At 37.9% G+C, this 13,354-nt stretch carries 11 protein-coding genes; 5 read left to right on the plus strand and 6 right to left on the minus strand.

The genetic code is table 11. The features are described 5' to 3' along the window. Positions 1-288 precede the first annotated feature (288 nt). The 3 genes from COMX_RS09455 (at position 289) to COMX_RS09465 (ending at position 3,059) form a co-directional block, all read left to right on the plus strand. Entirely contained in the window at positions 289-1,008 is a 720-nt protein-coding gene (locus tag COMX_RS09455) for a response regulator (protein ID WP_034340531.1), read from the plus strand. Further along, positions 1,001-2,392, plus strand: a complete 1,392-nt coding sequence (locus COMX_RS09460) for an ATP-binding protein (protein ID WP_034340535.1) — start codon at positions 1,001-1,003, stop codon at positions 2,390-2,392. The genes COMX_RS09455 and COMX_RS09460 overlap by 8 nt, the downstream gene beginning before the upstream one ends. A gap of 88 nt (positions 2,393-2,480) precedes the next feature. Then, the gene (locus tag COMX_RS09465; RefSeq protein ID WP_034340538.1) at positions 2,481-3,059 is read left to right on the plus strand and encodes a YqaA family protein; all 579 of its coding nucleotides are present in this window, start codon (positions 2,481-2,483) and stop codon (positions 3,057-3,059) included. A 64-nt stretch (positions 3,060-3,123) separates the two neighbouring features. Here the strand turns inward: COMX_RS09465 and COMX_RS09470 are convergent, their stop codons facing one another. The 3 genes from COMX_RS09470 to COMX_RS09480 all read right to left on the minus strand — a co-directional run bounded on the left by COMX_RS09470 (position 3,124) and on the right by COMX_RS09480 (position 6,228). Next, positions 3,124-3,498, minus strand: coding sequence for a hypothetical protein (locus COMX_RS09470; RefSeq protein WP_051462090.1), 375 nt, complete (start codon positions 3,496-3,498; stop codon positions 3,124-3,126). 72 nt (positions 3,499-3,570) lie between these two features. Continuing rightward, entirely contained in the window at positions 3,571-4,446 is an 876-nt protein-coding gene (locus tag COMX_RS09475; RefSeq protein WP_084051598.1) for a 4-(cytidine 5'-diphospho)-2-C-methyl-D-erythritol kinase, read from the minus strand. Between the two features lie 15 nt (positions 4,447-4,461). Further along, complete coding sequence (locus tag COMX_RS09480; protein WP_161631863.1) at positions 4,462-6,228, minus strand: tetratricopeptide repeat protein; 1,767 nt, start codon at positions 6,226-6,228, stop codon at positions 4,462-4,464. A 40-nt stretch (positions 6,229-6,268) separates the two neighbouring features. Between COMX_RS09480 and COMX_RS09485 the strand changes: the two genes are divergently transcribed. Both COMX_RS09485 and COMX_RS09490 read left to right on the plus strand, forming a co-directional pair. Next, a complete protein-coding gene (locus COMX_RS09485; RefSeq protein WP_034340548.1) occupies positions 6,269-7,024 on the plus strand; it encodes a uracil-DNA glycosylase in 756 nt (251 codons plus the stop codon). A gap of 100 nt (positions 7,025-7,124) precedes the next feature. After that, positions 7,125-9,002, plus strand: coding sequence for a lytic transglycosylase domain-containing protein (locus COMX_RS09490; protein ID WP_034340550.1), 1,878 nt, complete (start codon positions 7,125-7,127; stop codon positions 9,000-9,002). A 52-nt stretch (positions 9,003-9,054) separates the two neighbouring features. Here COMX_RS09490 and COMX_RS09495 read toward each other — a convergent pair whose 3' ends face one another. The 3 genes from COMX_RS09495 to hpnH all read right to left on the minus strand — a co-directional run bounded on the left by COMX_RS09495 (position 9,055) and on the right by hpnH (position 13,309). Beyond that, on the minus strand, positions 9,055-10,344 hold the full coding sequence (locus COMX_RS09495) for a hemolysin family protein (RefSeq protein ID WP_034340551.1): 1,290 nt from the start codon (positions 10,342-10,344) through the stop codon (positions 9,055-9,057). Positions 10,345-10,506: 162 nt separating this feature from the next. Next, complete coding sequence (gene aspA / locus COMX_RS09500; RefSeq protein ID WP_034340553.1) at positions 10,507-11,934, minus strand: aspartate ammonia-lyase; 1,428 nt, start codon at positions 11,932-11,934, stop codon at positions 10,507-10,509. Positions 11,935-12,118: 184 nt separating this feature from the next. Further along, positions 12,119-13,309, minus strand: a complete 1,191-nt coding sequence (gene hpnH, locus COMX_RS09505) for an adenosyl-hopene transferase HpnH (RefSeq protein WP_034340554.1) — start codon at positions 13,307-13,309, stop codon at positions 12,119-12,121. Positions 13,310-13,354: the final 45 nt, after the last annotated feature.

The raw sequence follows: 13,354 nt of genomic DNA on the forward strand, positions 1-13,354 counted from the left end.
ACCTTTATATCTATAAGTGAATTTAAAATCATATTCATCATAATATACTACGAATAGAAGACTTTAAAAACCTACTATAATAACCACCATTATTCGTTACATAAATCCTGTAAATAACCACAATATTTCAAAGAATTATTATTTTACGATCAAAGCAGCACAAATTACTCAAAATAGTCAAAAACAAATCATATCCTTAAAATATTCCAAAGATAAATAAACAAGCTTTACCCTTGCTTTCCAACCCAATTCATACGAGTATACATTCTAAAAACAGGGCTAAATAATATGGAACATCCGGCACATTTATTAATTATTGATGATGACCATGAAATTGTTGAATTGCTATGTCAATTTTTAAAACGTCATCACTTCGAAGTGAGCTACGCCTATAATGGTGAACAAACACGCCAGGTATGGAAAAAAAATACTTATAATTTAGTTATTTTAGACTTAATGCTACCTGGGGAAAGTGGATTTGAAATTGCACATTGGTTAAGACAACAAGATGATATTCCTATTATCATGCTTACCGCTATGGGCGAAGAAGCCGACAGAATTATTGGCCTAGAGCTCGGTGCTGATGACTATCTAGCCAAACCTTTTAACCCCCGAGAATTACTAGCACGGATACATTCCGTTTTGCATCGATCTCGACGTCGGGTACAATCGACACTTAACCAACAAAACAAATCCATTCAATTTGGTGAATGGGTTCTTAACCCTATATCACGTCAACTTTTAAATATTGATAAATCCGCCGTTCCTTTAACTGGTAAAGAGTATGATCTATTACTGGCTTTGCTTGAACATGCACCTAAGATCGTAAACCGAGATCAATTATCAGATATTCTCTATGGGCATGAACTTCCTCCAACAGACCGCACCATAGACGTTACTCTCAGCCGTTTAAGACGAAAATTACAAGATGATGGCAGACAATCTCAAATCATCAAAACCGTTCACAGAGGTGGTTATTTGATCGCGGTACCTGTTCGTCATGTCTAAAAAAACGTCCAAAAAATGGCGGTTATGGCCATCTTCTCTAGCCGCCAGAACGGGCTTACTCCTTATTATCGGTATAGGGCTGGTTGAAGCATGCGGGTTAATGATTCATACATTAGATCGTTTGGATTTTGATCGATTAACCCAAGAGCAAGAAGCAGCTAATCGTGCCACAGCCGTTTATCGCGACATCTCTGAAACAGATAGTGGTGAAGAGCGTGCTGATGAAATCAATAATCTTGATCCTATGCCAGGTTTCAAAGTATTTCTTTCGGATAAACCAGATTTACAAAAAATCTCCCCACGTTCTCAAAAACTAGAACAAACCATTACCCATCTTTTGACGACTATCCTTTTCCCTCCTGAATTACGACCAAAAGAGATTATAGCTGCCTCTGATCGCGATACACATCGTAGCGCGATTGCCTTTCAATTACCTGATGATAATAAATGGCTTAATATCAGCTATACTTTATCCTCCCCTAACCCCTTTACATCAGCAACTTTCCCTATTGCTTTTTTCGTGATGGCAACTGCCACGGGACTATTAACTTTATGGGGAGTACGCAGATTAATTGCCCCTGTTGGTACCTTGGGTGCTGCTGCAGAAAGGCTCGGGCAAGATGTTAATGCACCCCCCCTACCTGAAACAGGACCTTTAGAAGTTGCCAGAGCTGCACGTGCATTTAATAATATGGCACGCCGTATTAACCGATTTGTTAATGATAGAACTCAACTTTTGCTAGCTATTGGACATGACTTACGTACTCCTATCACTCGATTGAAATTACGTTCTGAATTTATTGAGGATCCAACGCTACAAAGAAAATTTATTGCTGATTTAGATGAATTGGAAAGTATGATCAAAGCAACACTTGCGTTTGGTAAAGACAGCACGCGTCACGAACCTATTGTTTCATTAGATATAACAAAATTATTACAGACCTTAGTTCATGAGCTTCAAGAAACGCATCCGGATAAAAAAGAAAATATCCTATTAAATGAACCCACGCCAAGAATTACCCTAAAAGCACGACCTATTAGTTTAAAACGCGCCTTACAAAATCTTATGGAAAATGCGCTTCATTATGCTGGCAGTGTTTTTATTACTTTAAAGACAGAGCATATTGCAACCACTCTTGATCCGCTTCATGATAAACATGTTATTATTTTAATCGAAGATGATGGCCCTGGAATTGATGAAGCATCCCTAGATCGTGTATTTGAACCTTTTGTCAGAATGGAAGAAAGCCGCAATCGGGAAACAGGAGGAACAGGGCTAGGGCTATCTATTACGCGCAATATCATTCATGAACAAGGTGGAGATATTACTCTTGAAAATCGTTCACCACATGGCTTATGCGCAAAAGTTACATTGGTTGCATAAATCTTTAATTGGATGATAAAACCTTGCAGTGTCATAATAAAAGTGGCAGAGCTATACTCATTAATTTGAATTGCTGGAAACATTTTTCATGCTAAACCGTCTTTATCAACGTGCCATTCAACTTGCTGGCAGTCGTTTTGCAACGATATGGCTGGCTTGTATTGCTTTTGCAGAAGCTAGCTTCTTCCCCATTCCTCCTGACATTTTATTATGCCCAATGATTTTGGCAAAAAGAGAGAAAGCCTGGTATTACGCAACCATATGTACTATTTTTAGTGTCTTAGGTGGCCTTTTGGGATGGGTAATTGGAGCATTTTTATTAGAATATCTTGCCATGCCAATTGTGCATTTTTATCACGCGGAACAACAGCTAATTAATTTACAGGAAAAATTTAATGCCTATGGTGTTTGGATTATTCTTATTAAGGGATTAACTCCTATTCCTTATAAATTCGTTACCATTGCTTCTGGAGCTGCGCACTTCTCTCTTGTGCCTTTTATGATCGCCAGCCTTGTGACACGTGGTGTGCGGTTTTTTGCAGAAGCAGCATTACTATATAAATTTGGTCCTCCTATTCAAGATTTCGTCGAAAAACGTATGATTTGGGTAGCAACAGCTTTTTGTATTTTGCTACTTGGTGGTTTATTAGCATTCAAATATATATAAAATCTAACTTAAATTCTTATAAAAAAAACCTACTTTAGTTTATTAAAGTAGGTTTTTTTATAATTTAATTTTTTATTGGTTTTTTAAGTCTTACGCTTTTTTGTAAAGCCTTTGCAAATTCTTTTGCTTGATCATCTGCTAAAACAAAGCCAACTGCACCGTAACCAGGATGTTGAAAAGCAAGTAACGTTCCAAGAGTGTCTTTATCTCTTTGTATGGCCCATTTTGTTTGATAAGCTGGCTTTAATTGTGCACCTTTAATTTCAGGAATAGGTTTTCCATCAGCCATTGACCAATGTACAATTCCTAAAACACGGATTAAGTCTTCTAATTCTTTTTGTGTTAAATCAATTTTTGCTTCAGGATCACCACCACCAGAAAAGGTTAATGTGGTTTTTTCTCGATCCTCTGACAATTTTATATTAATATCAACGCTCATCTTGCCCTCTTACTATAATTATTTCTTTAACTAATAACATCTTTGTACAATTTAATTAACAAAAATATAGACCTATTTTGCAACGCCTTTCCCCCCCCAAATCCACCAAGAATGTTTCTTTGTTAATATCGCAGCGGCGGCTTGGGCTTGCTGTTCCGTTTCAAACAGCCCAAAACATGTAGCCCCAGAACCACTCATTCGAGACAAACGACAAAAAGGAAGCTCTTCAATTGCTTGCAATACTGTATTGATTGCAGGATTCAACAAACATGCAGGCGGTTGCAAATCGTTGGTTAATTTTATTAATTCTTGAATGAGTTGATCAAAACTAGTTAAATTTTGTGTTGAGTCTATATATTTTGAAAAATATGCTGCTCTGTGACGAAAAATTTCTGCTGTTGAAACTGCCTCTCCATGATTGACTAAAATCATACCAAACTGCGGTAAATTTGGTAATAGAGAGAGTGTTTCGCCAATTCCTTCCATACGTTGAGAAACAGAATTTAAACAAACAGGAACATCAGCCCCTAATTTCAATGCAATTTGCGCTAGTTCTTGCGCTGATATTTTCAACCCCCAATACCGTATCAACAACCTCAGAGTTGCCGCTGCATCAGCAGAACCTCCTCCAATTCCCGAGGCAACAGGTAAGTTTTTTTCTAATAGTAATTTAATAGGTGATAAAGATTTATCAGTACAAGCAACTAATTGATAAGCTGCCTTAACAATTAAATTATTCTTTAAATCTTCATTTTGCAGAGATCCTGAAAAAGGACCAGTTATCTGTAACGTAACTAAATCTGCTTGATCTACATCTGCAGGCTCTACACTAACATAATCTCCAACATCAGGAAAAACGACTAAACTATCGAGTAAATGATATCCATCCTCTCTTTTACCAGTGACATGCAAATTTAAATTAATTTTTGCATACGCTTTTTCTTCCATGCGCAAGAACATCCTCTAATTAGCTTTTTGGTTAGTGTTAATTGAAATATCTTTATTTTCTTTGACATCTTGCAAAGCTTTTAAAATTAAAACTTTTTCTTCAGGCGTGGGCTGACAATTAAGAGCCACATTCCATTGATTAATAGCTTCTTGATGCCGCCCTGTTTTCCAATAAGCAACACCTAAATGATAATTTAACTCTGGGTCTTGTGGGATCGTTTCTGCAGCCAACTCTAGTTGTTTTACGCCATCCTCAAGTTGGCCATTCACAATCATCGCCCAACCCAAACTATCACGAATTGCCCCTTCATCAGGAGCAATATCGACAGCCTTTTGTAAGATTTCCTGAGCTTCCTTTAGATTGCGGTCTTTTAAGACCCAAGAATATCCTAAATAATTTAATAACATCGGTTCATTAGGTGCGAAAACCAAAGCTTGCTTTAAGTCTTTCTCTGCTTTGTCCCATTCGCCCAATTTTTCATAACAAACCGCCCTTGCGAAAAAAACAGGCCAGATATTACTATTCATTAGTGAGGTTAGCTCAAGAACCTTACTATAAGTCTCGGCTGCCTCTTTATATTGTTTACGATCAAAATATAAATCGCCTAATGCTTGTCTGATATCAGCAGAAAGAGGATAGGCCTTAACTAATGCTTTAACCTCTTGTTCTGCCTCTTGATTATGATCTAATAATGCATTCAAACGCGCAACACGTAATTGTATAACGGTTTTTAAAGGATCATTCGGTGAGATAGGTAACAAAACATCCTTGGCAGCATTAAAATGTTTTTCCTGAGCCAAAATACCAGAAAGCATCATCTTAGCAGAAGATAACTCAGGATTTAACTTTAATGCCAAGCGTAAAAAAATCTGCTGAGTATGCAATGCGATTTTATTGGCAAGCTTTTGATCAATACTTATATCTGGGGGTTGAGAGGCGAGATCTTGTTGTAAAATAGAAGCCATTGCCAAATATACTTGTGCGATGACTTGTTTTGCATTTTGCACAGGAAATTTTTGCAGATTATTTTCTAAATCTTGAGTCGAAATTTGTAAAAAAGGTAAATTTTTCACCAAAGCGCTCACCATTGCTTCTGCTTTTCCAGCTCTATGGTGACGTACTAACCAATTTCCATAAGTCTGAGTTAGCAGCAAATCTTCACCTGGGAAATTTTTATCTGCTATCGCAAAATACTGCCCTGCTTTTTCCTCGTCTTTAGATAAAGAATACATAATGCCAGCATGTAACGCATATAAAGCAGATAAAGGTTTTCCTTGGCTATTTTTTGTTAACACCGCTAAAGCTTGATCTTTTTTACCTTCTCCATATAAGCACCACGCTTGTAACAAAGGATAAGTAATCTGGCTGAACACGTCGATGGGTGGACGAGAAACATCACGATAAGCTTCTTGCCATTGACCTTTAATAATTGCATCATTTGCCCGAATCAAATCAGCAATCGGATCTCTTTGAGTTTTGGCAAGGCCAATTGCAATATCATTCCCCGCAAGAACACTATGGTAAAAAGTGATTCGGCGCAGATCACTATCTGTTGGCCGCAATGACAAAACATTATTATATAAGCGTGCTGCCATATCGCTATCATCGGTTCTGGCTGCAAAAACGGCTGCTAAAAAGTCCCCATAGCCCCCTTTTTTGTGTTCAAAAGGAAGAATAGGTTCAGGATCCTGTGCAATGGCAAGAGCTTTTGAAGCAAGAGGAATCTCAATAAGAACAGAAATTGATAAAAATATAGTGCATAAAAAGCGCTGGCATTGCATAATGTACATCTTCTCAATAAGCTGGATCTTCAAACCCAACATGTTTGATCATTTATCTCTTTTAAATCTTTATTCAGAATGGGGTGTTGATGAAACCCTTACCTCTTTATGTACAAATCATTTAGAGAATGTAAAGCCAACAACCGCAATTCCTATTATAAAAACCTCATCTTCTCATAGCAGTAATTTCTTAAGACATCAAAATTATTCCTTACAAGCAAAAAATATAGAAGATATTTGCCAAGCAATCACTTCGTTTAAAGATTATCCTTTATATAATACGGCAATGCACTCTGTTTTACCAAAAGGAAATCCTCTTGCTCCATTTTTTGTTATTGGTGAAGTTCCAGATGCAGATGAAGATCGTAATGGGCAAGTTTTTTTTGGGCAATCTGAATTTTGGTTAAGACAAATGTTTGATAGCATTCAAGTTTCCTTGGATGATTGTTTTTGCATGCCTCTTATTCCTTGGCGCCCCCCTGGAGGGCGCCAATTATCTATTAATGAGCTGACTACTTGTCTGCCTTTTTTGTATAAAGCACTAGAAATCTATAAACCCAAATTCGTCATAAGCATTGGAACACTTCCTGCACGTACACTTACACAATCCAGTGCTCCAATCAGTCAATTACAAGGGAAATGGCATACTATCCACTTGCCACAAACACATATTACGTTACAGCTTTTTCCATTACGGCACCCTTCCCAAATTCAGGCAAGTAGCAAGATTAGGCAAGAAACTTGGCGCGATCTTCTTCGTATCCGTTCTGCACTATATAAAACGGAAATAGATTAATCGTAATAAAGGATTAAATTTTAATATATCGCCAAAGAATATTTCTTTTAGTAAAATAAAAGCTTGATTTATTTATATTTGAATCTAAATTCAACTTATTATGCAAGGGATATATTCTATCTCCCCTTCTGTTGTGCGGGCTTTGGTGGCCAGCGCAACTTTGTTTGCTGGTGTTTCTGTTTCTGCTATCAGAGCACAAACACCTACGCAGCAAGATCAATATGAAGAATCAACCATTGCGGCTACTCGTCCTTCGTCGAGTGGCAATAATGGTTCAATTCGGTTTCCTCGTCCTTTGGACACGCTGGATGCTAGACGTATTCGTCACATATTTGATCTACAACGCAAAGGGGATTTCACAACGGCTCAATCTGAAACGATTCAAATTTCAGATAACTTGTTGCTTGGCGATATTTTAGCTGAGCGTTATCTTAACCCTCAATTTACACCCAACAACGGGCAACTTAGGCTATGGCTAAAAAACTTTTCATTCTATGCTGATTCTACTGAAATCATCAAAAAATTGAATGGTTTTATTCCCGCTGAAACAGGGACCCTCCCTCTGGACCACTCTTTACCGGTATTAAAAGCAAATGTCATACAAATATCTTTGCCAACACCAAAAGAGACCGATCCAATTGTCACACCTTTTAAAAGAAATCCACGCTTAGATCGAACGATCTATACACGCAGCACTTTAGGTGAAAAAGGGGCTAAAAATGCCCTTGAACTCATTGAAAAAACTCCTGGAATGACTGATTTATATGCAGCTCAATTACAGGCAGAAATCGCACAACAACTTTTTGCTACAGGCAAAGATGAATACGCATTACATATTGCACAACAAGCTTTTTCATTGTCCAAAGGGCGAATTGCATTAGCAGGATATATCGCAGGGCTTATTGAGTGGAAACAGGATCAAAATGATTTAGCCTTTTATCTTTTCTCCAAAGCCTCTCACGCAGATATAACCTCTCCTCATCTACAAGGAGGGTGCTTCTTTTGGGCAGCGCGTACCCGTTTGAGTGTTAATGATCTACAAGGATATCAAACATGGCTGCACAGAGCAGCTAAGTTTCCGTTAACTTTTTACGGTATTCTAGCCCGTGAAACGCTACAAGAGGGCAAACAAACTCTGTCTTTTAAAGCTAAACCTGTTGATATTATCAGCAATGTAGACATCAGTGCCATCGAAGATACAGCATTAGGCAAACGCTTTTTTGCGTTATTGCAAGTTGACGAAAAAGACAGAGCAGAAATTGTCCTTAGACAATTATGGATGCAAAGCAATCTTAATCTTCCTTTGTCTCGCTCTATTCAATTAGTTGCCAAAGCCGCTGGTTTCACAGAACTTTCTGATCAGCTACAGACAATTTTGATCCATCATGATGAAACAGTCAAAAATGATCTGGCCTTACCCATACCAAACCTTAAACCACGTCACGGATTCAAAATGAATCCTGCTTTGGTTTATGCCTTAACCCGTTTGGAATCTAATTTTAACAGTAAAGCAATTTCTAGAAATGGGGCGATGGGTTTAATGCAAATTATGCCTGTAACAGCCAAATATATTGCCAAAAAGCAAGATAATCTTTCTTTGAACCATCCTGCTGAACTTCAAAATGCAGCTCTTAATTTGGAAATTGGGCAGCTTTATTTAGAACATTTGGCAGAACTTTCCAATAAAAATGAAGCTCAAGGTGGCAATTTATTACATATGTTAGCCAGTTATAATGCGGGGCCTTCTATGATTGGGAAATGGTTAGAAATAACTGATCACCAACATGATCCATTATTATTTATGGAATCAATTCCTTTATCAGAAACACGTAATTACCTGCATCGTGCGTTAACTTATTTATGGATATATTCGAAAGAGTTAGATCTGCCCAAACCATCTTTGAAATCTTTGGCTCAAAATGAATGGCCCAGTTTTGATGATGAACAACAACTAATGAAAACAGTAACACTTCATTAAATAAAAAGGCTTTTCTTTATACAAAGAAAAGCCTTTTTAATGAATATGCATATTAATTCTGTGCCACAGCCTGCCTACTGGCCTTGACTTTCGTGACACGCCTACCATCCATTTCAATCACTTCGAATAACCAGCCAGAAAATACCACTTTATCCCCAGTAATAGGAACGCGACGAAGTAATGCCAAAATTAAACCACCTAGTGTATGATAGCTGCCCTCTGCAGGTAAGTCATCTAGGTTAAGCTGATCTTTGATTCCATCAACTAATGTCGTACCATCAAGCAAATACTCATTCACAATACCAGATTCAAGACGAGGCGCATCCAAGGGCTGATTAACCTCACCAACAATAGCTTTGAATATATCTGATGCAGTGATAATTCCCTCAAAAGAGCCATACTCATCTAATACCAAAACGACACCTAATACATCTGCTCTTAACCGTTCAAGAGCATCTAATGCAGACATACTGTCTGGTACAACCAAAGGTAATTGCAAACATCCATCAATGGATAATTCTTTGCCTTGCAAAACCATCGTTAATACATCATTAGCAGAAATAATCCCTAATGGATTATCAATACCACCTTCACACACTACTAAACGTGAATGTTGAACATTTAATAAAATCTTTTTTAACTCGGCTGCAGAAGTAGAACGATCCACCCAAACAATTTCGTTTCGAGGCCTCATCAAAGCACGTACAGGACGATCAGCAAGACGCAAAAGACGCTCAATCATATTGCGCTCTTCGATCTCTAAAATCCCAGCCTGAGCTCCCTCAGCAATATAAGCACGCAGCTCTTCTTCACTAACAGCAATACGTATTTTTTTATGACGACGTAATAATTTTAAAATAGCCTCTGAACATTTCCCCAAAATCCATACTATAGGAGAAGCAACCCGAGACATGATCTCGAAAGTTCTCGCCAATTTAACTGCAATAATTTCTGGATCTTGTAAAGCAATCTGCTTTGGAACCAACTCTCCAAAAACCAACATAAAAAATGTAATAATTAAAACGACAACAAAAATTGAAACATCATCTGCAAATGGTCCAATAACAGGAAACGTGCTTAGCCAATGCCCCAAGGATGCTTCAATTCTTGCCCCCCCAAAAGCCCCTTCAAAAATGGCAACAATTGTAATTCCAATTTGAATAGTCGGTAAAAAGCTTTGAGGATCTTCCATCAAGCGAATTGCACGGTCTGCGCCACGCACACCTTGACGTTGCATCGTAACTAATCTCGTTTTTCGACTAGAAATTAATGCCAGTTCCCCCATGGCGAACATACCATTAAGAAAAATTAAGCATATAATAATTATAATAGAAATAATCATAAATTGTTACTGACCTGACGCAAGAAAAAATCCGAAAGACCTATATACATGGTTTCAATACAAAAAGTAATTTTAATTCAAATATCTTGATAAGATTCAACTGTCTATTCCTTATTTTAATATTATATTAAATAAGGAATAGAGTAAGATTACAAATAAATTCTAATGTTTTAAATCAGACAATGCCAAATGTGGTGCAATCATATTTTCAGGCTTGAGGATTTTTTCCAACTCCTCTTCACTGAGTAGCTTTTCTTCACGAACCAGCTCTAACACCCCTTTTCCAGTTTCCAAAGCTTTACGTGCAATTCGTGTTGCATTTTCATACCCAATATAAGGGTTCAAAGCTGTCACAAGGCCAATAGAATGCTCAACAAGGTTTTTACAATGCTCTACATTTGCCGTGATGCCATCAATACATAACTCTCTTAACATATCCATAGCACGAATTAATAAAATACTAGAACTCATCGTTTTATAAGCAATTAAAGGTTCCATGACATTTAACTGTAACTGTCCCCCTTCTGCTGCCAAAGTCAACGCCAAATCATTTCCAATCACTGTAAAAGCTACTTGGTTTACCGCCTCTGGAATAACAGGATTAACCTTGCCAGGCATAATAGAGCTGCCTGGTTGTCTAGCAGGAAGGTTTATTTCATTAATTCCTGTTCTGGGGCCACTAGATAATAATCTTAAATCATTACAAATCTTAGATAATTTGACAGCTGTCCGTTTCAACATGCCAGAAAGCAAGACAAAAGCCCCCATATCAGAAGTGGCTTCGATTAAATCTGTAGCCGGCAATAATTTATGCCCTGTAATCCGTGCTAAATGCTCGACAGCTAATGCTTGATAGTGAGGATCTGCATTAATCCCCGTTCCAATTGCAGTACCCCCAAGGTTTACTTCACAAAGCAAATCAGGAACCAACACACGAATACGCTCTAAATCCTCGGTCATGGTTGTCGCAAAAGCATTGAATTCTTGCCCTAATGTCATAGGCACTGCATCTTGCAATTGTGTACGACCCATTTTAATGACATGTGAAAATTCTTTACCTTTTTTAGCAAAAGAATCTCTAAGTTTCGAAAGTGAAACCAAGATTGAGTCATATCCTAATAATAAACCCACCCGAATAGCTGTAGGATACGCATCATTAGTAGACTGAGCCATATTTACATCATTATTTGGATGCAAATATTGATATTCCCCTTTTTTATGCCCCATTTCTTCTAAAGCTATATTCGCAATAACTTCATTAGCATTCATATTGGTAGAAGTCCCAGCACCACCTTGAATCATATCCACTTGGAATTGATCGTGAAACTCGCCCTTGATAATACGCTGACAAGCTTTTTCAATGGCATGATATTTTTCATCAGATAAATAGCCCAACTTGTGATTAGCCGCAGCTGCTGACCATTTTACCATTGCTAGGCCATTCACTAGGTGCGCAAAATGGGACAAAGGAACGCCCGTTAATTTAAAATTATTAATCGCTCTTAACGTTTGAACTCCATAATAAGCATCACTTGGTACGTCCATCGACCCCAAAAGATCTTTTTCCGTACGAAATGTTTGGTCTGACATAAGAAAGTCCTCTTTATTTTAATTAATTTGATACACATCTCATGGTATAAAGAAATGGGTAATAAGCAAGTAAAATTAAAACTACCAATCTATCTAAACACAATGGATGCTCTTCACAAAAAAAAACAAGCCCTTCATAATATTTAAGGGCTTGCTTTCAAATTTCTAATTTTCTCTGGAATACTTATGAGTTTTCAGATATTTCGTCTTTTTTTACAGCTTTAACACGACGAATAGTTGTCGTACGCTTACTTTGACTTGGGGCCTCGGTTTTGATTTTTTGCATCAAACCTTCGACCTGCTCATTATAGGCATATTCAGCAGGGCGTTGTTTTGACAAATCAATCTCTGGTGCCATTGGTCCTTCTGTTTTTGGTCCCATCAATGCAACCTGAGCAATGTGCCATGGACGTTGAATTGCATCTTTTACAGCGGTAGATTCATACCCAGAATGCACCATACAATCTGCACATTTCGCATAATTCCCCGTGCCATATAAATCCCAGTTGGTATCATCCATCAACTCTTGATAAGAGGCTGCATATCCCTCACCCAACAGATAACAAGGACGTTGCCATCCAAAAACTGTTTTCAAAGGTTTACCCCAAGGAGTACAATGATATTGTTCATTTCCAGCAAGGAAATTAAGGAATAAAGGAGACTGAGTAAAACGCCATTTATGCCCTTTACCCAACCGGAAGATATCACGGAATAATTGTTTGGTTTTTTGACGATTCAAGAAATGTTCTTGATCAGGTGCACGTTCATACGCATAACCAGGTGCTGTCATAATTCCATCGACACCTAATGCCATGACCTCATCAAAAAATGTTGCAACACGATGAGGATCTGTACCATCAAATAAAGTACAATTAATTGAAACTCTGAACCCTTTTGATTTTGCAAGCTTAATAGCGGCAACTGCTCTGTCGTAAACACCTTCTTGACATACAGAAGCATCATGCATTATCTGATCGCCGTCCAGATGAATATCCCAAGAAAAGAATGGAGATGGCTTATAATCATCAATTTTCTTTTCTAGCAACAATCCATTCGTACACAAATAAACATAACGTTTACGTGCAATTAACCCTTGGATAATTTTGGGCATATCTTTATGTAATAAAGGTTCCCCTCCAGCCACAGCAACGACTGGGGCACCACATTCAGCATCCGCGTCTAAACATTCTTGAACACTCAACCGTTGGTTCAAAATCTCAGCTGGATAATCAATCTTTCCACAACCAGAGCAAGCCAGGTTACAACGTAATAGTGGTTCCAACATCAAAACCAGCGGATATTTTTTGCGCCCTTGTAAATGTTGTTTCACAACATAACTGCCGACTCGTACCGCCTGCATCAGAGGAACAGCCATTTTTCAGCTCCCAAGCCGGAAAACCGGCGTTTAAAATACAACAAA

The organism is Commensalibacter papalotli (ex Servin-Garciduenas et al. 2014) (assembly GCF_000527695.1).
GTDB classification, from domain to species: Bacteria; Pseudomonadota; Alphaproteobacteria; order Acetobacterales; family Acetobacteraceae; genus Commensalibacter; species Commensalibacter papalotli.

Excerpts from the sequence above, each read along its gene's own strand:
- COMX_RS09465 (WP_034340538.1), top strand. The coding sequence starts at position 2,481 with ATGCTAAACCGTCTTTATCAACGTGCCATTCAACTTGCTGGCAGTCGT.
- COMX_RS09475 (WP_084051598.1), bottom strand. The coding sequence starts at position 4,446 with ATGGAAGAAAAAGCGTATGCAAAAATTAATTTAAATTTGCATGTCACT.
- hpnH (WP_034340554.1), bottom strand. The coding sequence starts at position 13,309 with ATGGCTGTTCCTCTGATGCAGGCGGTACGAGTCGGCAGTTATGTTGTG.
- COMX_RS09490 (WP_034340550.1), top strand. The coding sequence starts at position 7,125 with ATGCAAGGGATATATTCTATCTCCCCTTCTGTTGTGCGGGCTTTGGTG.
- COMX_RS09495 (WP_034340551.1), bottom strand. The coding sequence starts at position 10,344 with ATGATTATTTCTATTATAATTATTATATGCTTAATTTTTCTTAATGGT.
- COMX_RS09485 (WP_034340548.1), top strand. The coding sequence starts at position 6,269 with ATGTTTGATCATTTATCTCTTTTAAATCTTTATTCAGAATGGGGTGTT.
- COMX_RS09470 (WP_051462090.1), bottom strand. The coding sequence starts at position 3,498 with ATGAGCGTTGATATTAATATAAAATTGTCAGAGGATCGAGAAAAAACC.
- aspA (WP_034340553.1), bottom strand. The coding sequence starts at position 11,934 with ATGTCAGACCAAACATTTCGTACGGAAAAAGATCTTTTGGGGTCGATG.
- COMX_RS09455 (WP_034340531.1), top strand. The coding sequence starts at position 289 with ATGGAACATCCGGCACATTTATTAATTATTGATGATGACCATGAAATT.
- COMX_RS09460 (WP_034340535.1), top strand. The coding sequence starts at position 1,001 with ATGTCTAAAAAAACGTCCAAAAAATGGCGGTTATGGCCATCTTCTCTA.
- COMX_RS09480 (WP_161631863.1), bottom strand. The coding sequence starts at position 6,228 with ATGCAATGCCAGCGCTTTTTATGCACTATATTTTTATCAATTTCTGTT.